Origin of the sequence: Methylobacterium sp. J-030 (genome assembly GCF_022829545.1) — a bacterium.
Lineage (GTDB): Bacteria > Pseudomonadota > Alphaproteobacteria > Rhizobiales > Beijerinckiaceae > Methylobacterium.
In genome coordinates, this window is the sequence record NZ_JAKSYM010000369.1 from 101739 (window position 1) to 126831 (window position 25093).

Annotated in this window: 25 protein-coding genes and 1 tRNA gene; 13 read left to right on the forward strand and 13 right to left on the reverse strand. The window is 68.2% G+C overall.

The window, feature by feature from the left end; all coding sequences use genetic code 11:
- Nucleotides 1-13: 13 nt before the first annotated feature.
- The 9 genes from MKK75_RS29430 to MKK75_RS29470 form a co-directional block, all read right to left on the reverse strand.
- On the reverse strand, nt 14-295 hold the full coding sequence (locus tag MKK75_RS29430; protein WP_244046026.1) for a hypothetical protein: 282 nt from the start codon (nt 293-295) through the stop codon (nt 14-16).
- Nucleotides 296-389: 94 nt separating this feature from the next.
- On the reverse strand, nt 390-2555 hold the full coding sequence (gene scpA / locus MKK75_RS29435) for a methylmalonyl-CoA mutase (protein WP_244046027.1): 2166 nt from the start codon (nt 2553-2555) through the stop codon (nt 390-392).
- 137 nt (nt 2556-2692) lie between these two features.
- On the reverse strand, nt 2693-3466 hold the full coding sequence (locus tag MKK75_RS29440; protein WP_244046028.1) for an SURF1 family protein: 774 nt from the start codon (nt 3464-3466) through the stop codon (nt 2693-2695).
- A 23-nt stretch (nt 3467-3489) separates the two neighbouring features.
- Entirely contained in the window at nt 3490-3894 is a 405-nt protein-coding gene (gene cyoD / locus MKK75_RS29445) for a cytochrome o ubiquinol oxidase subunit IV (RefSeq protein WP_244046029.1), read from the reverse strand.
- Nucleotides 3891-4523, reverse strand: coding sequence for a cytochrome o ubiquinol oxidase subunit III (gene cyoC / locus MKK75_RS29450; protein WP_244046030.1), 633 nt, complete (start codon nt 4521-4523; stop codon nt 3891-3893). The genes cyoD and cyoC overlap by 4 nt, the downstream gene beginning before the upstream one ends.
- A 4-nt stretch (nt 4524-4527) precedes the next feature.
- Nucleotides 4528-6528: a cytochrome o ubiquinol oxidase subunit I gene (gene cyoB, locus MKK75_RS29455; RefSeq protein ID WP_244046031.1), complete on the reverse strand. Its 2001-nt coding sequence runs from the start codon at nt 6526-6528 to the stop codon at nt 4528-4530.
- 76 nt (nt 6529-6604) lie between these two features.
- On the reverse strand, nt 6605-7879 hold the full coding sequence (cyoA, locus tag MKK75_RS29460; RefSeq protein WP_409567624.1) for a ubiquinol oxidase subunit II: 1275 nt from the start codon (nt 7877-7879) through the stop codon (nt 6605-6607).
- A 166-nt stretch (nt 7880-8045) separates the two neighbouring features.
- On the reverse strand, nt 8046-9383 hold the full coding sequence (locus tag MKK75_RS29465; RefSeq protein ID WP_244046032.1) for an MFS transporter: 1338 nt from the start codon (nt 9381-9383) through the stop codon (nt 8046-8048).
- Nucleotides 9384-9539: 156 nt separating this feature from the next.
- Nucleotides 9540-11702 carry a glycosyltransferase family 2 protein gene (locus tag MKK75_RS29470; RefSeq protein ID WP_244046033.1) on the reverse strand — a complete coding sequence of 721 codons (2163 nt, stop codon included), beginning with the start codon at nt 11700-11702 and terminating at the stop codon, nt 9540-9542.
- Nucleotides 11703-12150: 448 nt separating this feature from the next.
- Here MKK75_RS29470 and MKK75_RS29475 point away from each other — a divergent pair.
- The 4 genes from MKK75_RS29475 (at nt 12151) to MKK75_RS29490 (ending at nt 13915) form a co-directional block, all read left to right on the forward strand.
- Nucleotides 12151-12225: transfer RNA gene (locus MKK75_RS29475), tRNA-Val, on the forward strand.
- A gap of 98 nt (nt 12226-12323) precedes the next feature.
- Nucleotides 12324-12593, forward strand: a complete 270-nt coding sequence (locus tag MKK75_RS29480; protein WP_244046034.1) for a hypothetical protein — start codon at nt 12324-12326, stop codon at nt 12591-12593.
- A 354-nt stretch (nt 12594-12947) separates the two neighbouring features.
- Complete coding sequence (locus MKK75_RS29485; RefSeq protein WP_244046035.1) at nt 12948-13457, forward strand: hypothetical protein; 510 nt, start codon at nt 12948-12950, stop codon at nt 13455-13457.
- Nucleotides 13454-13915 carry a hypothetical protein gene (locus MKK75_RS29490; RefSeq protein ID WP_244046036.1) on the forward strand — a complete coding sequence of 154 codons (462 nt, stop codon included), beginning with the start codon at nt 13454-13456 and terminating at the stop codon, nt 13913-13915. The genes MKK75_RS29485 and MKK75_RS29490 overlap by 4 nt, the downstream gene beginning before the upstream one ends.
- Nucleotides 13916-14095: 180 nt before the next feature.
- Here MKK75_RS29490 and MKK75_RS29495 read toward each other — a convergent pair whose 3' ends face one another.
- The gene (locus MKK75_RS29495) at nt 14096-14350 is read right to left on the reverse strand and encodes a hypothetical protein (protein WP_244046037.1); all 255 of its coding nucleotides are present in this window, start codon (nt 14348-14350) and stop codon (nt 14096-14098) included.
- 220 nt (nt 14351-14570) lie between these two features.
- On the opposite strand from MKK75_RS29495, the gene MKK75_RS29500 reads away from it, so the two are divergent.
- The 7 genes from MKK75_RS29500 (at nt 14571) to MKK75_RS29530 (ending at nt 21637) form a co-directional block, all read left to right on the forward strand.
- Nucleotides 14571-14726, forward strand: a complete 156-nt coding sequence (locus MKK75_RS29500) for a hypothetical protein (protein WP_244046038.1) — start codon at nt 14571-14573, stop codon at nt 14724-14726.
- 72 nt (nt 14727-14798) lie between these two features.
- A complete protein-coding gene (locus MKK75_RS29505; protein ID WP_244046039.1) occupies nt 14799-15146 on the forward strand; it encodes a hypothetical protein in 348 nt (115 codons plus the stop codon).
- 87 nt (nt 15147-15233) lie between these two features.
- On the forward strand, nt 15234-16013 hold the full coding sequence (locus MKK75_RS29510) for an SDR family oxidoreductase (protein ID WP_244046040.1): 780 nt from the start codon (nt 15234-15236) through the stop codon (nt 16011-16013).
- A gap of 174 nt (nt 16014-16187) precedes the next feature.
- The gene (locus MKK75_RS29515) at nt 16188-17471 is read left to right on the forward strand and encodes an amidase (RefSeq protein WP_244046041.1); all 1284 of its coding nucleotides are present in this window, start codon (nt 16188-16190) and stop codon (nt 17469-17471) included.
- Between the two features lie 1080 nt (nt 17472-18551).
- Nucleotides 18552-19091, forward strand: a complete 540-nt coding sequence (locus tag MKK75_RS29520) for a hypothetical protein (RefSeq protein ID WP_244046042.1) — start codon at nt 18552-18554, stop codon at nt 19089-19091.
- Complete coding sequence (locus MKK75_RS29525; protein ID WP_244046043.1) at nt 19079-20518, forward strand: ImmA/IrrE family metallo-endopeptidase; 1440 nt, start codon at nt 19079-19081, stop codon at nt 20516-20518. The genes MKK75_RS29520 and MKK75_RS29525 overlap by 13 nt, the downstream gene beginning before the upstream one ends.
- Nucleotides 20519-20833: 315 nt before the next feature.
- Complete coding sequence (locus tag MKK75_RS29530) at nt 20834-21637, forward strand: class II aldolase/adducin family protein (protein WP_244046044.1); 804 nt, start codon at nt 20834-20836, stop codon at nt 21635-21637.
- A 121-nt stretch (nt 21638-21758) separates the two neighbouring features.
- On the opposite strand, the gene MKK75_RS29535 is transcribed toward MKK75_RS29530, so the two are convergent.
- Complete coding sequence (locus MKK75_RS29535) at nt 21759-22049, reverse strand: hypothetical protein (RefSeq protein WP_244046045.1); 291 nt, start codon at nt 22047-22049, stop codon at nt 21759-21761.
- Nucleotides 22050-22251: 202 nt separating this feature from the next.
- Between MKK75_RS29535 and MKK75_RS29540 the strand changes: the two genes are divergently transcribed.
- Nucleotides 22252-22515, forward strand: coding sequence for a hypothetical protein (locus MKK75_RS29540; RefSeq protein WP_244046046.1), 264 nt, complete (start codon nt 22252-22254; stop codon nt 22513-22515).
- Between the two features lie 108 nt (nt 22516-22623).
- Here MKK75_RS29540 and MKK75_RS29545 read toward each other — a convergent pair whose 3' ends face one another.
- Nucleotides 22624-22851 carry a hypothetical protein gene (locus tag MKK75_RS29545; protein WP_244046047.1) on the reverse strand — a complete coding sequence of 76 codons (228 nt, stop codon included), beginning with the start codon at nt 22849-22851 and terminating at the stop codon, nt 22624-22626.
- A 257-nt stretch (nt 22852-23108) separates the two neighbouring features.
- On the opposite strand from MKK75_RS29545, the gene MKK75_RS29550 reads away from it, so the two are divergent.
- Nucleotides 23109-24653, forward strand: coding sequence for a sensor domain-containing diguanylate cyclase (locus MKK75_RS29550; protein WP_244046048.1), 1545 nt, complete (start codon nt 23109-23111; stop codon nt 24651-24653).
- Between the two features lie 14 nt (nt 24654-24667).
- Here the strand turns inward: MKK75_RS29550 and MKK75_RS29555 are convergent, their stop codons facing one another.
- Entirely contained in the window at nt 24668-24913 is a 246-nt protein-coding gene (locus tag MKK75_RS29555) for a hypothetical protein (RefSeq protein WP_244046049.1), read from the reverse strand.
- Nucleotides 24914-25093: the final 180 nt, after the last annotated feature.

The following is a 25093-nucleotide window of genomic DNA, read 5'->3' on the forward strand; positions in this document are numbered from 1 at the left end:
AGAACAACTCGCGTCATCCTTCGGCCAGTTCACGGATCTTCACCGAAGGCAGCTCGGTCTCGTCGTTGGGGATGCGGACGACCTTGTAGGTCCGCCTCGGCTGGCTCGCACCGGCGAAGGCACCCCATTGAGCCGTCGTCTCATCGCTCGGCCGCAGAAGACCGAAGGTGATCAGCCACGCAGCGTCCTGCTTATCGAACACGACTTCCTCGAGGCGCAAGTCGGAGATCGGCTCATCCGAGAAAACGGCCCTGAGATAATCCCTCGCCTTCGCGATCGCCTGCTTCACGTCCACGATCGACTCCGCGTGCATCCGTCCGCCTCTTCCGTAATCTATCCGGCGGACGGTTCGGGGCGCAAACGCCCCGATCAAGCTGCGCGAGCCGCGCCTACTCCGCCGCCTGCCGCGCCCCGTAGCCCAGCCGCTCGTTCAGCGCCCGGATCAGGTTGACGGCGGCCTCGGCGATCACCGTGCCGGGCGGGAAGATCGCCGCCGCGCCCGCCGCCCGCAGGGCCTCGTAGTCGCCCGGCGGGATCACGCCGCCGATGGCGATCATCACGTCGTCCCGGCCCTGCTCGGCGAGCGCCGCCTTCAGCTCCGGCACCAGGGTCAGGTGGCCGGCCGCCAGCGACGAGACGCCGACGATGTGCACGTCGTTCTCCACCGCCTGCCGGGCGGCCTCCGCCGGGGTGGCGAAGAGCGGCCCGATATCCACGTCGAAGCCGAGATCGGCGAAGGCCGAGGCGATCACCTTCTGGCCGCGGTCGTGCCCGTCCTGGCCCATCTTGGCGACCAGGATGCGCGGCCGGCGGCCATCGTTCTCCTCGAACGCCTCCACCAGCGCCCGGACTTCCTCGACCACAGGCGACATGCCCCCCACCTCGCGCTTGTAGACGCCGGAGATCGAGCGGATCTCGGCGCGGTGCCGGCCCCAGGCCTTCTCCAGGGCCTCGGAAATCTCGCCCACCGTCGCCTTGGCCCGGGCGGCCTCGACGGCGAGTTCCAGCAGGTTCTCGGACCCGTCGGCGGCCCGGGTAAGCGCGTCGAGCCGGGCCGACACCGCGGCCTCGTCGCGCTCGGCGCGCAGGCGCTTGAGCTTGTCGATCTGCAAGCGGCGGACATTGCCGTTATCGACCCGCAGGAGGTCGATGGCCATGTCGTCGTCGGCCCGGAACTTGTTCACGCCGACGATCGTCTGGCGGCCGGAATCGATCCGCGCCTGCGCCCGGGCGGCGGCCTCCTCGATCCGCAGCTTGGGGATGCCGGCCTCGATCGCCTTGGCCATGCCGCCGAGCTGATCCACCTCGCGGATATGCTCCCAGGCGCGCGCCACCATGTCGGCGGTGAGCTTCTCCACGTAGTAGGAGCCGCCCCAGGGATCGACGATCCGGGTGGTGCCGCTCTCCTGCTGCAGGAACAGCTGGGTGTTGCGGGCGATCCGGGCCGAGAAATCGGTCGGCAGGGCCAGGGCCTCGTCGAGGGCGTTGGTGTGGAGCGACTGCGTGCCCCCTTGCGTCGCCGCCATCGCCTCGATGGTGGTGCGGGTGACGTTGTTGAACACGTCCTGCGCGGTGAGCGACCAGCCCGAGGTCTGCGAGTGGGTCCGCAGCGCCAGGGATTTCTCGGACTTCGGATCGAACCCCTTGACCAGCTTCGCCCAGATGAGGCGCGCGGCCCGCATCTTGGCGATCTCCATGAAGAAGTTGGTCGAGATCGCCCAGAAGAACGACAGGCGCGGGGCGAACTGGTCGATGGTCAGCCCGGCCGCCAGCCCCGCCTTGATGTACTCGACGCCGTCGGCGAGCGTGTAGGCGAGTTCCAGGTCGTTCGTGGCGCCTGCCTCCTGCATGTGGTAGCCGGAGATCGAGATCGAATTGAACTTCGGCATGTTCTTCGACGTGTAGGCGAAGATGTCCGAGATGATCCGCATCGATCCCTTCGGGGGATAGATGTAGGTGTTGCGGACCATGAATTCCTTGAGGATGTCGTTCTGGATCGTGCCGGCGAGCTTCTGCGGCGGCACGCCCTGCTCCTCGGCGGCGACGATGTAGAGGGCGAGGATCGGCAGCACCGCGCCGTTCATCGTCATCGACACGGTCATCTCGTCGAGGGGAATCCCCGAGAACAGGGTACGCATGTCGTAGATCGAGTCGATCGCGACACCCGCCATGCCGACATCGCCCGAGACGCGGGGATGGTCGGAATCGTAGCCCCGGTGGGTGGCGAGGTCGAAGGCCACCGACAGGCCCTTCTGCCCGGCCGCGAGGTTGCGGCGGTAGAAGGCGTTCGAATCCTCGGCCGTGGAGAAGCCGGCATATTGCCGGATCGTCCAGGGCTGGGTGACGTACATGGTCGGGTAGGGGCCGCGCAGGAACGGCGCGAGGCCGGGATAGGTGTCGAGGAACTCGATGCCCGCCCGGTCCTCGGGCCCGTAGCGGCCCTTCACCGGGATCCCCTCCGGCGTCATCCAGGGCTCGCCCAGAACAGGCGCCGCGACCGCGAGCGATTCGCCGGCGAGCGGGATGTCGGCGAAGTTCGGGATGCGGGAGGTCATGGCGTTGACTCGTTGTGGCGTTTGTCACGCCATTATAGAGACGCGCTTGAAGCGGGCTACTCCCCTGAGGTCGAGCCTGCACCCGCGCGAAGCCGCCCCTGACATCAGGGCTCCGCCCTGATCACCCGCCAAAGGGCTCACGCCCTTTGGAAACCCGGTTTTCCCCTGCGCCCGCCCCGCAGGACGTAGATCACCGCCCCCGCCAGCATCAGCGCCATCCCGTACCACGTGATCGCGTAGACGAGGTGGCTGTTGGGGAAGGCGATCACCGTGAGGCCGCCCACCGGCAGGCCCCCGGGATTGGGCGTCGCATCCGCATCGACGAAGTAGGGAGCCACTTCGCTCAGGCCGCGGGCGGCTGCGATGGCCGCGACGTCCCGGGAGTACCAGCGGCCGTCCTTGGGGTCGTTGGAGCGCAGGAACGCGCCCTTCGGCTCCGTCAGCCGGAGCAGGCCGATGACATGGGTCTCGCCCGCGAGCTGCCCGGCCGCCCGGCTCGCCGGATCCCGCCGGTCGCCGGGCACGAAGCCGCGGTTGATCAGCACGAGGCTGCCGTCCGGGCGGCGCAGCGGCGTCAGCACCCAGAAGCCGCCGCCGCGCTCGGTGACGGCCTGAACCAGCGTCTCGCGGTCGTTGAGGAACAGCCCCGAGAGGGACACGTGCCGGTAGGCATCATCGGGGCCGACGCGGGGCCATTCGGCGGGGCCGGGGGCCGGCACGGGGGCCGCGTGGACGCGGGCATCGACTCGGGCGATGAGGTCGAGCTTCCAGGCCCGGCGCTCGACCTGCCACGTCCCGAGCCCGACGAGGACGACGAACACCAGCGCCGCGGCGATTCCGAACACGACCCGCCGCAGCAGCGACGGGCGGCCGGGGGAGGGGTCCGGGCCGCCGCCGCCCGCCGGCCCCATCGGCGCGCGATCCGGGGGCCGGATCAGCGGGCGTTGTTCATGACGTCGTGGGCATCCATCGGCATCATGTTGTGGTTGAGGTGGTACATCACCCACACCGAGCCCGCGAGCATGATCACCACGAGCGTGATGGTGAAGATCAGCGCCATGAAGGTCCAGCCGCCCTCCGACTTCGTGCTCATGTGCAGGAAGTAGACGACGTGCACGACCATCTGGACGCCGCCGAGCGCCAGGATGACCAGGGTGGTGACAAGGCTGTTGTCGAGCACGTTGCCCATCACCAGCCAGAATGGGATCACCGTCAGGATCACCGACAGGGCGAAGCCCGTCATGTAGCTCTGGAAGGAGCCGTGCCCGCCGCCGCTATGGGCGTGGGAATCGTGCGTGTCCTGGCCGTGACCGGTGAGGTGGTGTGCGTCGGCGCTCATTCGAGCACTCCCATCAGGTAGACGACGGTGAAGACGCCGATCCAGATCAGGTCGAGGAAGTGCCAGAACATCGACAGGCACATCAGCCGGCGCTTGTTCTCGACGATCAGGCCGTGCTTGCGCACCTGCACCATCAGCACGATCAGCCACAGGATGCCCATGGAGACGTGCAGGCCGTGGGTCGACACCAGGGTGTAGAACGACGACAGGAAGGCGCTGCGCCAGGGCGGTGCGCCCTCATGGAACAGGTGGACGAATTCCCGGATCTCCAGGAACACGAAGGCCGCGCCGAACAACCCGGTCACCGCGAGCCACACCTGCGTCTGCTTCACCCGGTCCCGGTCCATCTCCAGCATGGCAAAGCCGTAGGTGATGGACGAGAACAGCAGCATGGCGGTGTTCACCGCGATGCCCGGCAGGTCGAACAGCTCCTTCGGGGTGGGGCCGGCCGCGTAGCTGCGCCCCAGCACCCCGTAGGTCGCGAACAGCGTCGCGAAGATGAGGCAGTCGCTCATCAGGTAGAGCCAGAACCCGAGCATGGTCGAGCCCTCGGAGTGATGGCCCTCCTCGTCGGTTTGGTAGAAGACCGGCGCCGCGGCGCCGGGGGGTGCGGTCTCTGCGTGCATCATCGGATCACGCCATCTCCAGTTCGCGCGCCCGCTGACCTTCCGTCCGACTGACCGTGTCGGCGGGGATGTAGTAGTCGCGCTTGTAGTTGAAGGTATGGGCGATCGTCACGACGAAGATCGCCAGGAAGCTGAGCGCCGCCAGCCACCACACGTACCAGATCATGGCGATGCCGAACGCAAAGCTCAGGCCCGCCAGGATCGCGCCGGTGGCGGTGTTCTTGGGCATGTGGATCGGCTTGTAGCCCGTCATCGGCCGGGTGAACCCGCGGTTCTTCATGTCCCACCACGCATCGGAATCGTGGACCACCGGGGTGAAGGCGAAGTTGTAGTCCGGCGGTGGCGAGGAGGTGGACCATTCCAGCGTCCGGCCGCCCCACGGGTCGCCGGTGAGATCCCGCAGCTTGTCGCGGTTGCGGATCGAGACCACGAACATCACGATCTGCGAGCCGATGCCGCAGGCGATCAGCGCCGCGCCGATGGCCGCGATCACGAACCAGATCTGCAGCGACGGGTCGTCGAAGTGCTGCATGCGCCGGGTCACGCCCATCAGGCCGAGCACGTAGAGTGGCATGAAGGCGACGTAGAACCCGGTCACCCAGAACCCGAGCGCGACCTTGCCCCAGAACTCGTCGAGCTTGAACCCGAAGGCCTTGGGGAACCAGAAGGTCACGCCGGCGAACATGCCGAACAGCACGCCGCCGATGATCACGTTGTGGAAGTGCGCGATCAGGAACAGCGAGTTGTGCAGCACGAAGTCGGCCGGGGGCACCGCGAGCAGCACGCCGGTCATGCCGCCGATCACGAAGGTGACGATGAACGCCACCACCCACATCATCGGCACCTCGAACCGGATCCGGCCGCGGTACATGGTGAACATCCAGTTGAAGATCTTCGCGCCCGTCGGGATCGAGATGATCATGGTCGTGATCCCGAAGAACGAGTTCACGTCCGCGCCCGAGCCCATCGTGAAGAAGTGGTGCAGCCACACGAGGTAGGCGAGGATGGTGATCACCACCAGCGCGTAGACCATCGAGGTATAGCCGAACAGGCGCTTGCCGCAGAAGGTCGAGGTGATCTCCGAGAACACGCCGAAGGCCGGCAGGATCAGGATGTAGACCTCCGGGTGACCCCAGATCCAGATCAGGTTGAAGTACAGCATGGCGTTGCCGCCGAGGTCGTTCGTGAAGAAATGCGTGCCGACGTAGCGGTCGAGCGACAGCATCGCGAGAACGGCCGTGAGGATCGGGAAGGCGGCCACGATCAGGATGTTGGTGCACAGCGACGACCAGACGAAGATCGGCAGCTTCATCATGGTCATGCCGGGCGCCCGCATCTTCACGATGGTGGCGACCAGGTTGATGCCCGACAGCAGCGTCCCGATGCCCGCGATCTGCAGCGCCCAGATGTAGTAGTCGACGCCGACGCCGGGGCTCATGGAGGCCTCCGAGAGCGGCGGGTAGGCGAGCCAGGTCGCGCGGGAGAACTCGCCGACGAACAGCGAGACCATCACCAGCATGCCACCCGACACCGTCATCCAGAAGCTGAAGTTGTTCAGGAACGGGAAGGCCACGTCGCGGGCGCCGATCTGCAGCGGCACGGCGAAGTTCATGAGCCCCGTGACGAATGGCATCGCCACGAAGAAGATCATGATCATGCCGTGGGCGGTGAAGATCTGGTCGTAGTGGTGCGGCGGCAGAAAGCCCTGCTCGTTGCCAAACGCCACGGCCTGCTGCGAGCGCATCAGGATCGCGTCGGCGAAGCCGCGCAGCAGCATCACGGACGCGAAGATGCAGTACATGATGCCGATCTTCTTGTGGTCGATCGACGTGATCCAGTCACGCCACATCGGCCCCCAGAAGCGGTAGTAGGTGATGACACCGAGCACCGCGAGGCCGACCACGGCGACGCCCGCGAAGGTCGCCTGCAGGATCGGCTCGTGGTAGGGGATCTGCTCGATCGTAAATCGACCGAAGAGCAACTGCTGGAGGTCCATGTTTGCGAACATTGGGATCGGCCCGTTCAATGGGTTCGACGGCGACCGCCGGTTTACGGTGTGGGGCTCGCGCTGACGGCGAGCGGTCTCATTCGTTCAGCTGCTTGGGCGCGATCTGCCCGCCCTCGCTCTGGCCCTTGCTGTCGGGCCCCTTGACCTCCCGGCCCTTGTCCCCTTGGCCCTTGTCGTCTTGCGCTTTGTCCTGGCCCGGCAGCGCGGACTCGCCCTTCCCCCGCGAATCCGGGTTGCCCATATCCGGCCTGGGCCTCATGCCCTGAGGCTGCGTCTGCCCGTGCGGCCCGGTACCGGAGGCCGGCCCGGTGGCGCCGGGGGCCTCGTTGCCGCGATCGGCCATGCGGTTGTCGTATTGCAGCCGGTCGTAGTTGGCCGCGGCCTCCGCCCCGGACGCGCCGCCCCGGGCGTCGATCTTCATCATCTCGCCGACGCACATCTGCTCCGGCCGGGGGCACATGCCGATGATCCGGTCGTAGAGGCCCTGCATGTAGGACTTGTAGTAGCGGGCCGGCTCGGCCTCGCTCGGCTCCTCGAGCTTCAGGTAGGCCTCCTGGCTGAGGTCTCCGCCCGAGGCCTTGGCCTTGGCGACCCACTGGTCGAAGCCGTCGTTGGTCAGGCCGTGGAACTTGAAGAACATGTTCGAGAAGCCGGCGCCGCTGTAATGGGCCGAGCGGCCCTCCCAGGCGCCCTCGCGGTTGATCACCGCGTGGAGCTGCGTCTGCATGCCCGGCATCGCGTAGACCATGCCGGCGAGCGTGGGCACGTAGAACGTGTTCATCACGTCGGTGGCGGTGATCTTGAAGCGGATCGGCCGGTCCACCGGCGCGGCGACCTCGTTGACCGTGGCGATCCCGTATTGCGGGTAGAGGAACAGCCACTTCCAATCCATGGCGATCGCCTCGACCTCCAGCGGCACGGTGCCGGCGGCAACGTCGCGCTTCGTGTCGATCTTGCTCAGGGGGCGGAACGGATCGAGCGTGTGGGTCCCGATCCAGGTGAGGGCGCCCAGGGCGATGATGATCATCAGCGGCGCCGTCCAGATCAGCACCTCGAGCTGCGTCGAGTGGTGCCACTCGGGATCGTAGACCGCGTTCTCGTTGGTGGCGCGGTAGCGCCACGCGAAGATCAGCGTGAAGGCGATCACCGGCACGATGATCAGGAGCATCAGCCCGGTGGCGGCCAGGACGAGGTTGCGCTGCTGCTCGGCCACGTAGCCCGCCGGATGCAGGACCACGAAGTTGCAGCCGCCCAGCATCGTCAGGAGCGGCAGGGCGAGGAGCGGCAGCAGGCGCCGCCCCCGGGCGCGCACAGTGCCGGTCCTGTCCGTTCGATGGGTCGTCACGATCACAGCACGCGTCTCGTCTTCCCAAGGCCGCGAATGCGGCGTTTCTGCCAAGCCGCGAATGCGGCACTTCTGCCAGGCCGCGCGAGGCGGCGTTTCTGCCATGCCGCGCGAGGCGGCGTTCCCGTCCGCGATCGGAGGGCCGCGCGGCCTGCGCCGCGGGCCGCATCCGCTACATCTGGCGCAGTTCCGAGCGATCGAAGAACAGGGCCACGAGGCTGCAGACGGCACCGGAGAGGAGATAGACCCCGATCATCGCCAGCCCGTAGCGCTGCGACAGGAACAGCGCGACGAGCGGGGCGAAGCCCGCCCCGAGCAGCCACGCGAAGTCGGAGGTCAGCGCGGCACCGGTGTAGCGGTAGCGGTTGCCGAGGCGCGCCGTCACGGCGCCCGCGGTCTGCCCGTAGGCGAGCCCGAGCAGCATGAAGCCGATCGTGACGTAGATGGTCTGGCCGATCGCGCTCTCGCCGAACAGGAGCGGCGCGACGATGCTGCCGAGGGCGAAGAAGGCGATCAGCGACGCACTCATGATCAGGGAATTGCGGCGGCCGATCTGGTCGGCGATCAGCCCGGAGGCGGCGACCGCGCCGGCGCACACGATGGCGCCCGAGAACTGCACGATCAGGAACTCGCCCGGCGAGCGGCTGGTGTTGGTCTGCGTCAGCGCCAGCCACGCGATCGGGAAGATCGTCACGAGGTGGAACAGCGCGAAGGCGGCCAGCGGCACGAAGGCGCCGCGGATCACGTCGCCCGCGTGGTGGCGGAACAGCTCCAGCGCCGGGACCGGGCGCAGCCGGTCGAGGTCCATCATCCGGGCGAACTCGTCGGTGGCGACGAGGCGCAGCCGGGCGAACAGGGCGACCACGTTGATGGTGAAGGCGCAGTAGAACGGGAAGCGCCAGCCCCAATCGATGAAGTCCGCCTCGTCGAGGTTGACGATGAAGAACGCGAACAGGGCGCTCGCCACCATGAAGCCGAGCGGCGCACCGAGCTGCGGGATCATCGCGTACCAGCCGCGCCGCTCCCGGGGGGCGTTCATGGCGAGCAGCGAGGCGAGACCGTCCCAGGCGCCGCCCAGCGCCAGGCCCTGCAGCACCCGCAGGCCGGCCAGGAGGTAGACCGCCGTGATGCCGATGCTGTCGTAGCGCGGCAGGAAGCTCACCGCCGCGGTCGATCCGCCGAGCAGGAACAGGGCGGTCGTCAGCTTGACGCTGCGGCCGTGGCGCCGGTCGATCGCCATGAAGATCACGGTGCCGATCGGCCGGGCGATGAAGGCGAGGGCGAAGATCGCGAAGGCGTAGAGCGTGCCTTTGAGCGGATCGACGAAGGGGAAGAACACCTTCGGGAAGACCAGCACGCAGGCGATGCCGAAGACGAAGAAGTCGAAGTATTCGGAAGCGCGCCCGATCACCACGCCGATGGCGATCTCGTTGGGATGGACCTTGTGGTCCCCCATCGCCTGTTGGGCATCGCGCTCGAGGCCTGTGACCGTCGGGGTGTTCGCGCTCATCTCTGGTTGTCGCCCTCGCCGCGCGCCAGTCGAGGCGCCTTGGCCGGAACCGCCTCTTGCGGCATGTCCAGAGGTATCGCAACCGGCTCCGGACGCAAGTTCACCCACTGACGCATGCATGGCACCGCGCGCGATCCGTCGAGTCGGCCCAGACGGTCAGACGCGGTAGTGCGCGGAATTCCGTGACAGGTTGATGTTGTAATACGGGTCGGCGCGCAGCTCCGGACCCCAGCGGTCGAGCATGGTCAGCACCTCGCCCTCGAAGCGCTTCTGCTTCTCGGGGGTGTCCTCGGCCCCGCGGCTCTTCGACTCGTGGTGGATCAGCTTGGCAAACGGCGTCCAGACGATCCGGTAGCCGGCCCGGCGGATCTTCAGGCAGAGGTCCACGTCGTTGAACGCGACCTTCAGGGCGGTCGCGTCGAAGCCGCCGACCTCGGCGAAGACGTCGGCCCGCATGGCGAGGCACGCACCCGTCACCGCCGAGACCTCGTGGGCGATCACCATGCGGCAGAAGTAACCCGGGTCTGCGTCCGGCACGCCGAGATGGCCGTGGCCGGCGACGCCGCCGATCCCCAGCACGATGCCGCCGTGCTGGATGGTCCGGTCCGGATAGAGGAGTTTGGCCCCGACGGCGCCGATCTCCGGCCGGACCGCGTGGCGGACCAACTCGGTGAGCCAGCCCGGCTCCAGCACCTCGATGTCGTTGTTGAGGAACAGGAGGATCGGCCCGGTGGCCGCCGCCGCCCCCCGGTTGGAGAGATCGGAGAAATTGAAGGCCCCCGGCACCGGCATGACGCGGACCCGCGGATCGTCCCGGTAGCGGGCGAACAGGGCGGCGGTCGCGGGCTCGCGGCTGTCGTTGTCGAGGATGACGACCTCGATGTCGGGGTAGTCGGTCGCGGTCAGCAACCCGTCGAGGGTCACCGACAGGATCTCGGCGCGGTCCCGGGTCGGGATGATCGCCGAGACCCGGGGCGGCGGCTCCGGCAGGGGCCGGATCAGGCGGTTGAAGCCGTTGGGGCCGGCCTCGGCCCGCCCGCCCCAGGGGGCGACGACCTCCTCCAGGGCGCGCAGGCGCGCGGCCTCCGCCCGGGCGAGCGCCCGGTCCGAGAAGGTGCCGGAGCCCTGCCCGGCGCGCCAGTGATAGAGCACCCGCGGGATGTGGCGGATGCGGGCGGGATCGAGGCCGGCGGTCAGCCGGAGCAGCAGATCGTGGTCCTGGCTGCCCTCGAAGCCCGGGCGCAGGCCGCCGAGGGCGCGTAAGGATTCGGTCCGCACCACCGTGAGATGGTTGATGTAGTTCTGCGCGTAGAGCAGCTCCCGGTCGAAGCCCGCCTTGAAATGCGGGTCGAAGCGGCGGCCGCGCCCATCGATCTTGTCCTCGTCGCTGTAGATCAGCACGAGGTCGGGGTCGCGGCGCAAAGCCCGGGCGACCTCGTAGAGCGCGTCCACGGTCAGCGCGTCGTCGTGGTCCATGAAGGCGCAGGCGACGCCCCGGGCGAGGCCCAGCGCGTCGTTGGTCGCCCGGGCGATGTGGCCGTTTTCGGGCCGGGTCAGCACGCGGATGCGCGGATCGGCCTTGGCCGCCTTCGCCAGGATCCGCGGGATCGCGGGCCGGGTGGAGGCGTCGTCGACGACGCAGAGTTCCCAATGGGGGTAGAGCTGCGCGCCGAGCGAGGCGAGGGCGGCCCTGAGCACCTTCGGGTCGGGGTCGTGAACCGGCATCAGCACGGAGATCAGGGGTGGGTCGGCCCAGGCGGCGATCTCGGCGGCGATCCCGTCCCGCTCGGGCCGGCGCAGGGTGTGGGTGCCGAGCCACGCCTCGTAGCCGCTCACCCGCCGATGGCGCAGGGCCCGGCCGAGGAAGCCCCGGGCCCGGACCTTCTTGCCGAGGACGCGCCAGTACAGGGCCTGCACGGTCAGGCCCGGCTCGCGCAGGAGGCCGCGCCCGGCCAGGACCGGCCGGGCGAGGGGGCGCAGGGCGATCCGGCGCAGCCGGGCCGGCGCCCGGCCGGACGGGTCGGCGACGCGGAGTTCGCTCGCGTCCTCAGGCAGGCGGCCGACCCACGCGAAGGCGCCGCCGCCCCGCGCCTCCTGCGGCAGGAGCGAGCCCGGGCGCCCGTCGGCCCCGACGAAGCTGATATCCGGGACGGTGTCGCGACCCTCGGCCGGATCGTTCGCCAGGACGATCTCGACCCAGCGGCCCGCGAGCCCCGGCAGGCCCACGCGCAAGCCGTCCGCCGCCGCCCGCGCCGGCAGGGGGCGCGGGCCGCGACCGAATCCGGTGACCTGCGCCGGCGGAAGATGTCGGTCGGACATCGCCGTCCCGGGAACGGACGCCATCAGCGCCGGCCCTCGCCGGCTGCGGGGGCGACGCTCCGCGTGCCCGCGGATCCGGGGTCGCGGGTCGAATCACCCGGATCGTGGTCGATGATGCAGCGCATGTCTCGAAGCATGGGGCGGCGGGCCGGCGCCCTGCGGCGCGGCCGGAGGCCGGGCGGCAGGCCCATAGCGCATTTTGCCGGGCCCGTGCACCTCGCCCGGACCGGCCGTGCGCGGGCCCCTCGGGAAACAGGTTCCGCTTGCGCCCCGGCCGGGCAGGGGCTATAGGCCCCGCCCACCGGAGCCCGCACGGCTCCGGCCCGGGCGCGTCGCTCAGCGGGGGAGCCCTGCCTTGACAGGGTCGGGGGCTCTCTTCATAGGTCGCCGAGGTGTCTGGGCTAGTTCGATGGCGTCCAGGTTCGGCGAACCTGATCGCGGTCGATGAGGAGACGTAGCACAGCGGTAGTGCATTCCCTTGACATGGGAAAGGTCACAGGTTCGATCCCTGTCGTCTCCACCACTCGCCGGACGGTCAAGCCGATTGCGGCGCGGTGGTCTCCGGTTCGTCGAACCTGATGCGGGTTCCGCGGACCGCAGCCGAAGGTTCGTAGCGCCGCCATGACCGCCGAACGCAGGCACTGGTTCTACGACAGCCGGATCCTGGTCTGCGCCTTCTGCCTGGTCCTGTTCGTCGCGATCTTCTGGCAGGTCAGCCGGTTCGAAGGCTTCCAGCCGATCTTCACCTGCGAATCCAAGAACGACATCGACCGCCTGTTGCTCACCTCCGGGATGGATGCCTGCATGGGCAACGCCCATTCGCAGGACGAGAAGGAGCGCTGCATGCGCACCGTCTATCTCCTGGCCTGCATGAAGGAGCGCTGGCGCTGACGGGCGTCGGGGCCGGCGGCAGAAAGGTCTGAGATCAGGGACCAGCCGGGACTGGAATGGCCCTACGGCCCCATCGAGAACGCACACGCGCCGCGGGCGCGCACGACCGCGCCGTGAGCGACGGGGCGTGCGGCGCGCTCAACGGCCTGATCGACACGGAGCGCGGAGATCGTGATCGACCTCCGGCCGTCGAGGAACAACATCTTCCGGAGACGAGCGCGCGGGGCCCGCGAAAGCCCGCGAGGATCGTGCACGCGCCCGCATTCCTGCAGGATCGGCGCTGTTTTAACCGTCCGTTAACCATTTTTACCAGTTTAGTTGGATCAGAGTCCGGCCGTAGGGAGCAGAAGGTCCGTGAGCGAGCTGCAGAGGCTTCTGAACGACCCGCGCTTCCGGCCCGCGGAGAGGATCAAGCAGGAACTCGGTGCCGTGCCCGAAGCCGGCATCGGCAACGTCCTCCGGGTCGTCTCCTCGATGCAGGAGCCGGCCGAACTCCCCGCGCCGAACGCGCCGCCGCAGGATTGGGACGCGCTGATCCACCGGGTCCAGACCGCCGCCCGTCAGGCGCGCGTGGTCGAGGCGCAGGCCCGGGAGCGGGAAGAGCGGATCGAGCACGTGCTGGAGCGGGTCCGGGAGGACATCAACGCCTCCAACGAGCGGGCCCGCATCGCGGAGATGCAGGCCCGGGACGTCCAGGCCCGCGCCGAGGCGCAGGTCATCGCCGCCGAGGAACGCGTCAAGGCCTCCGAGGCCCGCGCCCGCGCCGCCGAGGAGCGGGCGCGGCACGCCGAGGAATGGCTCGGGCGCGTTCAGGAGGCGATCCTCGCCGAATTCTCCGACATGACCGATCAGGCCGCGGCGTGAGCGGGTCCGCCGGCGCGGCGTTCGCGGCACGCGCGGATACCCCCGACCATCGGGGCGACCCGATCGACCGGGTCGTGGCGTTGTTCGCGGGTCCTGCGCCGGCCGCGGCTCCGGAGCCCGACGACTGGTCGGCCTCCCTGACCGCGGTGCGCGGCCTCGCGACCCGGGTGCGCACCCTTCAGACGCGGGCCCGGGATTCGATGCGGGAGGCCCAGCGCTCCGTGCGGGAGGCGGAATCGGCCGCGCGCGCCGCCGAGGATCGGGCGCTGCACGCCGAATCCCTGCTGCGCGAGGCGGTGGCCCGGGCGGAGCGCGCCGAGGATCAGGTCCGCGCGGCGGCCGAGCGGATCGAGCGGGCGGAGGCCCAGACCGCCGAGGCGCGGGCGTGGCTGCGGCGCATGCACGAATGCATGGTCAGCGAGTTCGGCGCCCTCACCCAGGAACCGGCCCTGGCCTGAACCCGCCGGGCCGAAACTCAAGCAGGTTTCGCAAAGGTGGCCGCCGGTTTTGCGAAGAAACCCTGCGACCGACCGAGGACCCGAGCGGACGACGCGTTGGCCTGCCAAGGCAAGGCTCTCAGCCTGTGTCGTGATGCGCGCTCTTGAGCCGAACCGGTGTCCGCTTCGGCGGAGGGCGCCCTAGGCCAGCGCCGGGGCGGCCACGACGTCGACGGCGTGCAGCGCCCAGGCGAACGGATCGCCGGGGCCGTAATACACCGCGATCTCGAGCTGAAGGATCCGGATGCAGGCCTCGGACAGGTCCGGCAGCAGGTCGCGGCCCTGGCGGTCGAGGACGGTGGTGAGCGCGGGCAATGGCCGCCCCTCCCGGTAGGTGACGAGCACCTGCGCCTCGGCACGGGGATCGAGCGGATCGATGCAGTAACGCGCCGTCATCCGAACCTCCTCCGCACCAGCCGCGGTGGCCGCCGGTAATCCGGCTCTGTAACAGTCCGATGAAGCCGACCGCCCGGGGCGGGGGACGGACGGTGCGAGCGGGCGTTTTCCCGCGCCGCGTGGCCCGGCCGACGCAATGCGAGCGACCGCCTTAAGCCGGTGCATACGCCCGTCGCGGCAGGGTTCCCGGATCCGTTCGACATCCTCCGGCAGGGTCGCCGTGACGCTCAGCATCGTCCTCAGCACGGCGCTTCCGCTCCTCACGGGGGTGGTGGCCCTGCTGTGGGCCGGATGGGTCGCGCCGGAGCAGGAAACGCGCCCCGACCCGCCGAGCCCGCGCGCCCCGCAGACGTGGTGGCGCGGGCGGAGCCGTTAAGAGAGTCTTCACCCTGCCGCGACCCCGCCGCGGAGGCGCGAAACCCTCCGGGGCCGCTGCCGGTTTCGAGGGATGACCCAGTTCACGCTCGTGGCTCCGGCTCAGCCGCTGCCCGCCGGAAGCGCGCGGAAGCGCGGCTCGGCACATCGGTCGGCCAACCTGCCGGGGAGCCGGAGCGCCATGCTCGAGCGGCTCGCCCGGGAACTCGATCTGCCGGTCGAGGCCTTCCTCACCGAGGCGGACCCGGACACGGACTCCCCGGGCGCGGCACCGGTCGCGGAGGCCGGCGACCTCCTGGCCCTGGAACTCGTGGCCCTGGTGCGCCACTGGCTGGCGATCGGCGACGGCCAGGCGCGCCGCCGCGTCCTGAGCCTCGCCCGCCAGGAGGCCGAACGGTCGGGGCTGCGCGTCTGCGCCTGAGCGCGGGACGGGTTCCGGCGGCGGCCCGCGCCGGGCTATGACGGTCCGGCAGCCCCCGTGGCGGGGGCCGGTTCTGGGAGGCCGTACATGGATCTCGGCTTGAGCGGGCGCCGGGCGCTCGTCTGCGCGGCGAGCAAGGGGCTGGGCCGCGGCTGCGCCCTGGCGCTCGCCCGGGAGGGCGTGGCGGTGACGATCACCGCCCGCAATGCGGAGACGCTGGAGCGGACCGCGGAGGAGATCCGCCGGGCGACCGGCGCCACCGTCACCACGGTCGCGGGCGACATCGCCACCGAGGCCGGCCGCGCCGCAGCGCTGGCCGCCTGCCCGGAGCCCGACATCCTGGTCACCAACGCGGGCGGCCCGCCCCCGGGCGACTTCCGCGCGTGGGACCGGGACGCCTGGATCCGGGCGCTCGACGCCAACATGCTGGCGCCGATCGCGCTCATCCAGGCGACCGTCGACGGGATGATCGACCGCACATTCGGCCGGATCGTCAACATCACCTCCGGGTCGGTGAAGGCGCCGATCCCGCATCTCGGCCTGTCGAACGGCGCCCGCGGGGGGCTGACCGGCTTCGTGGCGGGCCTCGCCCGGCAGACGGTGCGGCACGGGGTGACGATCAACAACCTGCTGCCCGGCCCGTTCGACACCGACCGGATCCGCGGCAATGCCGGGGCGCTCGCCGCCAAGGCCGGCCTCAGCGTGGACGCCTTCCTCGAAGCCCGCGCCCGGGAGAACCCCGCGGGCCGCTTCGGCACCCCCGACGAGTTCGGGGCGGCCTGCGCCTTCCTGTGCAGCCAGCACGCCGGCTTCATCACCGGCCAGAACCTGCTGATGGACGGCGGCGCCTATCCCGGCACGCTCTGAGCCGCCCCGGGATCCCGGGTTTCCCAGGGGCGAGCCCTTGGGCGGATGCTCAGGGCGGAGCCCTGAGATTCTCGGCCCTGAGGTAGTCTCCAGGGCTCCGCCCTGGACCCGCGAAAGGTCTCGGCCTTTCGAAACCAGAACGCGCGCCGTTCGGAGCAACACGCGGTGAGGACCATGAGCGTACGCGACACCGTCGAGGCGCGCCTGGCGCGGATCGGGGCGGGGGACCCGGCGGTGTTCACCCGCCTCTACCCGGAGGCGGCCCGGGCGGCGGCGGACGCCGCCGATGCCCGCCGCCGGGACGGGCTCTCCCTCGGGCCGCTCGACGGCGCGATCGTCTCGATCAAGGACCTGTTCGACGTGGCGGGCGAGACCACCACGGCCGGCTCGGTCCTGCTGGCGGGGGCGCCCCCGGCCGCGGCCGACGCCCCGGTGGTCGCCCGCCTGCGCCGGGCCGGGGCGGTGATCCTGGGCAAGACCAACATGTCGGAATTCGCCTTCTCCGGCCTCGGGCTCAACCCGCATTACGGCACCCCCGGCAACGCCGCCGATCCGGCCCGCATCCCCGGGGGCTCGTCCGCCGGGGCCGGGGTCTCGGTGGGGCAGGGGACGAGCGACGTCTCGATCGGCTCCGACACCGGCGGCTCGGTGCGGATCCCGGCCTCGCTCAACGGCGTGGTCGGGTTCAAGCCGACCGCCCGGCGGGTGCCCCTGGCCGGCGCCTTCCCGCTCTCCTACGCCCTCGATTCCCTCGGGCCGCTCGCCCGGAGCGTGGCGGACTGCGCCGCCGCCGACGCCGTGATGGCGGGCGAGGAGCCCGCGCCGCTCGACGCCCTCCCGGTCGCAGGCCTGCGGATCGGCGTGCCCCGGGGCCTGCTGTTCACCGAGACCGAGCCCCTGGTCGCCGAGGCGTTCGAGCGGGCGCTGGCGCGGCTCTCGGCGGCGGGGGCCCGGGTGATCGACCACCCGATCGACGATCTCCTGGCCGCCATGGACGCGGCCCTGCCGGACGGGTCGCTGGCGGCGATCGAGGCCGCCGCGATCCACGCCGACTGGCTCGACGCGCAGGCCGACCGCTACGACCCGCGGGTCCACCGCCGGATCCTGGCCGGCCGGGCGGCCCCGGCGACGCGCTACATCCGGACGCTGCGCCGCCGGACCGCGCTGGTCGCGGCCCTCGACGTTCGGCTCGCGCCCCTCAACCTGCTGGCGCTGCCGGCGACCGCCGCGACGGCGCCGCTCACCGCCCCGCTGGAGGCCGACGACGCGGCCTTCCTGGCGGCGAACCGGCTGATGCTGCGCAACACCGCCTTCGGCAACTTTTTCGACCTCACCGGCCTGTCGTTGCCGATGCCGGATCTCGCCCGGCCGGCGGGGCTGATGCTCCTCGCCCGCCACGGACAGGACCGCCGCCTGCTGGCGCTCGGCGCCGGCATCGAGGCGGCGCTGGCGGGGTAGGGGGCCGGGACCACGCCGGATTGGACCCCCCTCGCTGCCGGGCGCCAAAGGCTTAGGAAACCAGCACTTTTCCGCTCCCCCCTGCGGGGAGGGGTCAGGGGTGGTGCAGGAGGCACCGTGTCGCCCCATCCTGCACCACCCCCACCTCCAACGCCTCCCCGCACGCTTGAGCGATCCCGGTCAGGCCCGGGATCGCCAGGGGAGGAGAGAATGCCAAATCCGGGTACACCTTCGCGGCCCCGCGCGCTGCGCCGCCGGGGGCATGGCCAAACCCTCACGCCGCCGGGGTGACGCGGGACGCCGCGAAGCCCGAACACAACGTTGCGAATGCCGGCTTCCCGGCGTCCCGCGGACGCGTGGGCCGGTCTCGACCCCTGCGTCCGATCCTGCATCCGGTGTCCGTCACGCGGGGGGCCCGAACCTACGCTAAGTCCTCCGGGTTGCCCTGCGGCACCCCGATGTCTTCCGAGCGAGCCTTCGTCGCACGCCCTCTCGTCGTGGAGGGCGCCGTAGACCTCCGCACCGCCCAGGACAGGGTCGCCCATCTCTGGTGAACGACCGGGGCATTTCCTCCGCCGGCCGCCGCCCAGCCCGAGCCGGGGGGTGTCGAGCTCCCGCGCCCGGGGCTGCCGCAGCCGACGGCAGACGCGGGCACCGCCCCACCGCCGCCGGCCCGGCGGCTGACCGGACCGACGCCCCGAAGCGTCTCACGACGCGTCGCGGCGGGGTGAGAGACTTGGAGCATGGATTAGGAATTTTGTCAAGACGCGTCGAGAAATTTGGCGCCTCATCCGCTTGTGGTTTCGGACGCACAAGCCACCGGCTTCTTATAGAGCCTACAGCGCGGCCGGGGGCTGCTAAGTACCCGCATCTCCTCAGCGACGAAGCAGCCAGAGGCATAAGGCGTTACCGCAGACACCGCTGGTACTGGCACTGATACATCCAACCGCGTGTGCATCAACGAATGGCACTGTCGCCTCCAGACCCCACCTTGCGGCAAAAAACCGCTCCAAATTAATCAAAGTCTTTCCCTCGCGTGAAAACCTGATTAGTGAACCCTAGGTTTAGGTAGGAGGGATTGTGAGCGCCACAAAAATGGCCTTTGACGCTTTCCGTGCACAATTCGGCCCTGCCCGTCTGCCACCGGCCGAGGCGATAGCTAACGATGACGAGCTTCGGCCAATGTCATCAGCAGAGGGACTATGCGTCTGGTCAGACGGCAATCATGCCTGCAATTGCCAAACAGAACCTTCAGATTATCCGCAAGCGACTAAAGATTTTCTTGACGAAAGACGGCTTTGGGTCGTCGCCCAAGACGAGGTACTTCACGCGAAAGAACGATGTGCCTTTGGCTTATCTTTGGAAACCGGCGTAATAAAACATACTAATATAACCGGTGGGAAAGCTGCATTTTGCGGTGGAGAAATGATTGTTGTCAACGACAATACAATAATTCTCAACGGCCGATCACGTCGATATGGTCCACGCTCATCGACAGAGATGACAGCAGTGGCTAAATCATTTACTGGTTCGGGTTATTCAGTATGGGCGATGGGCTATGATGATGAGGCTGGCGTGGCGCTGCCTTTCCAAGGGACGCGGCCGACATGGGTAGCCTGAACAGTCACGGATACAGCGAAGACGACCTCCAAGCTGTTTTTGGGCCGGCATCGCAAGGCATGATTCCTGAAGACCGAGCAGCCACCTCGGATCGGGTCTTCGTGCGCAGTCAAGTCCAAATTACGTTCGACAACGAGCGCGCCAAGGGCCGCAAAATAGCAGCGCCTGAAGCATTGAGCACTTTTGGCTGGGAAATACTATTGAATATTGCGCGCGAGGGGGCGACAACACTGGTTCAAACCATTGATGAGCCAGCCATAACCATTCGTAAGCGTAGAACTGATTTGAATCTCGATCAACAGCAGGTTGCTCGTCATCTAAATTTACCACTTCAAGTAATTGCAAAAGCTGAAATCGCCGGGGAACTTTCCAAAATAAGAGACTTGGAAAAAATTTGTCAGTTACTTTCCATTGATGAGCGTTCTCTTGGAATGGTCCGAGGTGGGCATTCGGATAAAAATCTCGCTGTCCGCTTGAGAACGCTTAGTGATGACACAGAACATTTCAATTTTACCCCGACTTCTGTCATGAATTTCTCAGAAGCTGCATGGGTGATCTCACGGCAGGATGCCCTTGCCAAGAAACTGAATAGTTTTAGCAATGAACGAAACGTTCCAGTATTTCAAAAAGACAACAATTACAGCCATCCGGCCTGGAAACAAGGCTTTAGACTTGCAGCGATCACTCGCGAGAAACTTGGCATATCTGCTGACGAACCAATCGAAAAGCTTCGCCATATCGTAGATACAAAGCTCGACATTTCTCTAATCCAGCAGAAGTTTTCATCTCGCTTCGCCGGCGCCACGCTAGCGAACGGTGAATGTCGTGGCATTGTCATCAATGAGGAGGGTGCAAACAGTCACGTTTGGATTAGACGCATGACTTTGTGCCATGAGCTTGGACATTTACTCTGGGATCCAGATCAACGCTTAAATCAACTTAAGGTAGATCACTACAATAGGATTGATAGTTTCGATTTTCGTAGATTCAAAGATCCTGTTGAGGAGCGGGCAAATGCCTTCGCTGTCGCATTCCTTGCGCCACCTATCGCTGTCGAAAAGATAGTGGAAGACTCATCATCTATTTTGACTGCCATATCCAAACTCATGCGCGTTTATGGTATCAGTGCATCAGCAGCCAAGCGACATATCCAAAATGTTACTCGGCGGAAAACTGATCAAGTTTCAGCTTATGAACTCCCGTTTCCTTCAGACGACTGGATTGGTAGAGAAAATTTCACATTAGATTGGTTTCCTGCTAAGTCGACGCCATTATCACGCAGGGGCAAATTCGCGTGGATTGTTGCGCTCGCTTTACAGAGAAAGAAAATTTCTTCTGACTCAGCAGCAATGTTTCTCAATATCGCGCCCGAAGAAGCGATTAATAAATGCCATCAGGTTCTTGATGCATATACCGACACTGAATAATGCTGCTGGAAATGTATCTATATAACCTAAATGATAATTATGCCTGCGCTTAGGCTCGCTCACACAAGTTCCGGAGTTTTTGTACGGACTGATAATTCAGCGGCTCGTCAGAACGTTTGGATTGCTATCTTGCTGATGCAGCTAGGTTTGAGCCCAGCGCCGGCATAGAAATAAAGCTAAATATTGTATTTTGGCAGATCGGTTATTTGAGTCTGAACTACCGCATTGCCGACTGCCCCACCATGGTGCACCGTGCGGCTGTTCCGGGACCGCCCGCGTCGCCCCGCGATCCCAAGCGCCACAGGGAGCCGTCGCATGAACGCAGCCTCACCCGCCCTCGTCTCGAACGACCATGAAAACCCCGACCTCGCCGCCGAAACCCAAACCATGCGGGTCGATCTCGCGGCCGCCTACCGGCTGATCCACCGGCTGGGGCTCGACGACAGCATCTACACCCACATCTCGGCGCGGCTGCCGGGGGGCGGGCACCGGTTCCTCATCAACCCCTACGGGATGCGCTTCGAGGAGGTCACCCCCCAAAACCTCGTCACCGTCGATATCGACGGGCGGGTGATCGAGGATCCGATGGGGCTCGGCATCAACCCGGCCGGGTTCACGATCCACAGCGCCATCCACGCCGCCCGCCACGACGCGGTCTGCGTGCTCCACACCCACACGGTGGCGGGCGTCGCGGTCTCCTGCCAGGAGGAGGGGCTCCTGCCCCTGAACCAGTGGTCGATGCAGTTCACCGGCCGGCTCGCCTACCACGCCTATGAGGGCATCGCCCTCGACCTCGACGAGCGCCAGCGCCTCGTGGCCGATCTCGGCGACAAGCCCGTCATGGTCCTGCGCAACCACGGGCTGCTGACCTGCGGGCGCACCGTCGGCGAGGCGTTCCGGCTGATGCACAACATGGAGCGCTCGTGCCGGGCGCAGCTCGCCATCCAGGCCGCGGGCGCGCCGGTGATCCGGCCCTCTTCCGCCGTCGCCACCAAGACCGCCGGGCAATACGCCGCCGGCTACGACCGCGTCGTACTCCAGGGGGCGCCCGACAACGAATGGGCCGCGTTCAAGCGGATGCTGGCGCGCACCGATCCGGAGGTTTTCGCACAGGGCTGAGACCGAACCGCGGTGAGCCGGACGCATCGCGGTTCGCCCGCGCGAGGGCGCGGCGGCGGTCGTCCGCCGGGCGCGATGATCCCGACCCTCGGTCGAGGATCCTCGCAAGCTGGTCTCAGCGTCAGGCCGCCAGGGCGGCGCGCGCGTCGCGGCCGTGGGCCTGGTCCATGATCGCGCCGATCCGCTCGCCCACCGCGATCGCGATCGCCACCGAGGCCGGGCCCTCCAGCCCCTGCTGGCAGATCCGGCTGAGCACGTCGGTCACCCGCTGCTCCATCACGCCGAGGATCGCGGCGGCGGCCTGGGGCTGCGCGCCGCGGAGCACGGCCGCGAGGTCGCAATACGCGTCGTGGAGCAGCTGGAGCGTCAGCCGCTCGACCGCCTGCTCGTCCGCCTCCGTCAGAACACGCATCCCGAGCCACTCCCCGCGTCGCCGGCAGACTCCTCCGGGAGCCGTTAACAACGCGTAAAGAGGCCGGCCGCCCGGGAGGGATCGGTCAACCATGCCGCGCGCCGGAGGGATCCGGCGCGATGGGCCATCGCGTCGCCCCCCGGAACCCGGTGGCCCCGTGATCGGTCAGGCCCGGGGGAGACCCTTCACCGGAAGCACCACCATGCGCAGCCTCATCCTCGCCGGCCTCTTTCTGTCGGCATCCGTCGCCACCCCGGCCCTGGCCCAGGTCCAGCAGGACAATCCCAACGCCGCCAACCAGTCGATGGAATCGAGCAGCCAGATGCGCGGCCTGCGGCAGGAACAGACCACCCAGTCCGACATGCTCCGCATGGACGCCCAGCGGAACCAGGCCGCGACGCCGGCCCCGACCACCGGCCCGAACGCCATCGGCCCCCATGTCGGGACGGGCGTGATCGGGCGCTGACGGCGTGTTCCGCGCCGACGCAGAGGCCTGGTGAACCCCTCCGGCCCCGAGCACCCGCCCAAGGGCTGAAGCCCTTTGGAAACCCGGGATCCCGGGTCGAGCGGGCGCTCAGACGTCCGGCAGGCGCCGTCCCTTCACCACCACCCGCGGCCAGCGGTCGAGGCCGATCGGCATCAGGACGGCGATCTGCTGCGGCACCTCGGCCTCGCCCAGCAGGCTCCGGAGCGAGACCCGGCAGGCCTCCTCGAGCTCGGCCCGGCTGCGCGCCCCCGACGTCTTGATGTCGGCGATCAGCAGCGCCGCGATCTCCTGGGCGAAGGCATCCTCGTTCGACATGCCGATCTCGCGCTCCGGTTCAGAGCATCCTAGTCCATCGCAGCACGGCCAGGTATCCGCACAGAATTGCGCGCCCGCCGATCGCGTGTGGATACTTGCGGATCGGGCCGGCAGGACCGCAGGCCCGGCCCGCGAGCGTGATCGTTCCCCGCAGGGCGTCGTCTCCCGGACGGACCCGCGCAGAGGCGTGCGGGTAACGTTTCGGTCATAGATCGGGGTCTACTGGTATCAATTGGCGAGTTGGCGTGGATAGACCGATGGTTCGATTGCCCCGCCTCCATGCGTGGCTTCGGTCGTCCCGGACGTGGATCGCGCTGGGCGTCCTGGCCCCGGTCGGCATGGTCGCGGTGTCCGGCCTGATGCTGGCCGACCTGCGCCGGGATGCCTGGGACCGGGCCGAGCAGACCTCCAGGAACCTCCTGCAGGTCCTCGACCGCGACATCGCGCGCAATTTCGAGATCTACGACCTCTCGCTCCAGGCCGTCGTGGAGAACCTCGCGGCGCCCGGCCTCGCGCAGGCCGATCCCCGGATGCGCCAGCTCATCCTGTTCGACCGCGCCGCGACCGCCCGCGACATGGGCGTGATGCTGGTGATCGACGCGCACGGCGACGTCACCGACGACCTCGGCACGGTGCCGCCGCGGGGGGGCAACTACGCGGACCGCGAATACTTCAAGGTCCATCAGGCCCGCGACGGGCTGGGCCTCTATGTCGGCAACCCGATCGTCTCGCGGCTGACCGGGGAGCGGATGCTGCCGTTCAGCCGGCGCATCAACAAGCCCGACGGGAGCTTCGGCGGCGTGGCCCTGGGCAGCGTGAAGCTATCCTACTTCATGCACCTGTTCCACGAGATCGACCTCGGTCCCGGCGGCGCGATCAACCTGTACGGCGCGGACGGCACCCGCCTCATGCGCTCCCCCTACGTGGACGCCGATATCGGGGCGAACATCGCGCAGGCCCCGACCTTCCGCCGCTTCGTGCGCGAGCGGCAGGGCAGCTTCGTCAGCACCTCCGCGCGCGACGGGGCCAAGCGCTTCTACACCTTCACGCAGATCGGCAGCCTTCCGTTGATCCTGAACGTCGCCCTGTCGACCCGGGACGTGGAGGCGGCGTGGTTCGCCAAGGCCGTCACCATCGGCGGCATCACGCTGGTGCTGTGCGGCCTCACGGTCGCGCTCTCGCTCCTGTTCGGGCGGGAGCTGCGGCGCCGGGAGGCGGTGCAGGAGGCGCTGGCCGCCCTGTCGCGCACCGACGCCCTGACCGGCCTGCCCAACCGCCGCTGGTTCGAGGAGACCTTCGCCCAGGCGAGCGAGACCGCCCGGCGCGACGGACGGCCGCTGGCGCTGCTGATCGTCGATGCGGACCACTTCAAGCGCTACAACGACCGGTACGGGCACCCGGTGGGCGACGCGATCCTGAAGGCGCTCGCCCGCCGCCTCGCCGCGAGCGTGCACCGGCCGCAGGATCTCGTCAGCCGCATCGGCGGCGAGGAATTCGCGATCCTCTTGCCGGAGACCGACGTCGCCGGCGCCGGGCGCATCGCCGACCGGGTCCATGCCGAGATCGCCGGTCTGTCGGTTCCCGCCGCGGGGATCGGCGCGGGGGCCGTCACGGTCAGCATCGGGCTCGCCTGCACGGGGCCGGGCGGCGGCGCTGCTGCGGCGCCGGACCTGTATCGCCTCGCCGACGGCGCCCTCTACGCGGCCAAGGAGGGCGGCCGCAACCAGACCCGCATCGCCGCCGCCCCGGCGCCAGTCCCTGCGCCGCAGCGGGCCGGCCTGCAGCTCGTCGGCCGAGCCTGACCGCGACCGGCCCGTTACCGGCCGAACCGGGCCATCAGGCGGGGGCCGTACGCGTCCCACGCGATGTGGGCGACATAGGCGGATTGGAAGGTGACGATGACTTCCCAGTCGCGGTGCAGCACCTTCAGCAGGGTCCGATCGTGCAGCGCGCCTTCCACGCCCAGGGCGACGGCCAGGATCGTGCTGATGGCGAACACGCCGACCCAGGAGAACTGGCGGGCGCCGGCAACACCCAGGGCCGCGATCAAGATATAAAGCATGCGGCCCACCGGACTGCCGATACGGTCTGCTTACGTAGACCGATCCCTCGAAGCTTAGCAAGCAGAACCAATATTGCGCCGCACCATCACATCGGCATCAGGTCAACCAGGCTGTAGGCGACGGCCGTGATAATCATGGTCCAGACAAGCAGAAAACAGGCCTGAAAGGAGAAAGCGGTC

Bases quoted from the DNA above. Each gene is read 5' to 3' on its own strand.
- scpA (WP_244046027.1), bottom strand. From the start codon at position 2,555: ATGACCTCCCGCATCCCGAACTTCGCCGACATCCCGCTCGCCGGCGAA.
- MKK75_RS29440 (WP_244046028.1), bottom strand. From the start codon at position 3,466: ATGGGGCCGGCGGGCGGCGGCGGCCCGGACCCCTCCCCCGGCCGCCCG.
- cyoD (WP_244046029.1), bottom strand. From the start codon at position 3,894: ATGAGCGCCGACGCACACCACCTCACCGGTCACGGCCAGGACACGCAC.
- cyoC (WP_244046030.1), bottom strand. From the start codon at position 4,523: ATGATGCACGCAGAGACCGCACCCCCCGGCGCCGCGGCGCCGGTCTTC.
- cyoB (WP_244046031.1), bottom strand. From the start codon at position 6,528: ATGTTCGCAAACATGGACCTCCAGCAGTTGCTCTTCGGTCGATTTACG.
- MKK75_RS29465 (WP_244046032.1), bottom strand. From the start codon at position 9,383: ATGAGCGCGAACACCCCGACGGTCACAGGCCTCGAGCGCGATGCCCAA.
- MKK75_RS29470 (WP_244046033.1), bottom strand. From the start codon at position 11,702: ATGTCCGACCGACATCTTCCGCCGGCGCAGGTCACCGGATTCGGTCGC.
- MKK75_RS29480 (WP_244046034.1), top strand. From the start codon at position 12,324: ATGACCGCCGAACGCAGGCACTGGTTCTACGACAGCCGGATCCTGGTC.
- MKK75_RS29495 (WP_244046037.1), bottom strand. From the start codon at position 14,350: ATGACGGCGCGTTACTGCATCGATCCGCTCGATCCCCGTGCCGAGGCG.
- MKK75_RS29505 (WP_244046039.1), top strand. From the start codon at position 14,799: ATGACCCAGTTCACGCTCGTGGCTCCGGCTCAGCCGCTGCCCGCCGGA.
- MKK75_RS29510 (WP_244046040.1), top strand. From the start codon at position 15,234: ATGGATCTCGGCTTGAGCGGGCGCCGGGCGCTCGTCTGCGCGGCGAGC.
- MKK75_RS29515 (WP_244046041.1), top strand. From the start codon at position 16,188: ATGAGCGTACGCGACACCGTCGAGGCGCGCCTGGCGCGGATCGGGGCG.
- MKK75_RS29525 (WP_244046043.1), top strand. From the start codon at position 19,079: ATGGGTAGCCTGAACAGTCACGGATACAGCGAAGACGACCTCCAAGCT.
- MKK75_RS29530 (WP_244046044.1), top strand. From the start codon at position 20,834: ATGAACGCAGCCTCACCCGCCCTCGTCTCGAACGACCATGAAAACCCC.
- MKK75_RS29535 (WP_244046045.1), bottom strand. From the start codon at position 22,049: ATGCGTGTTCTGACGGAGGCGGACGAGCAGGCGGTCGAGCGGCTGACG.
- MKK75_RS29540 (WP_244046046.1), top strand. From the start codon at position 22,252: ATGCGCAGCCTCATCCTCGCCGGCCTCTTTCTGTCGGCATCCGTCGCC.
- MKK75_RS29545 (WP_244046047.1), bottom strand. From the start codon at position 22,851: ATGTCGAACGAGGATGCCTTCGCCCAGGAGATCGCGGCGCTGCTGATC.
- MKK75_RS29550 (WP_244046048.1), top strand. From the start codon at position 23,109: ATGGTTCGATTGCCCCGCCTCCATGCGTGGCTTCGGTCGTCCCGGACG.
- MKK75_RS29555 (WP_244046049.1), bottom strand. From the start codon at position 24,913: ATGCTTTATATCTTGATCGCGGCCCTGGGTGTTGCCGGCGCCCGCCAG.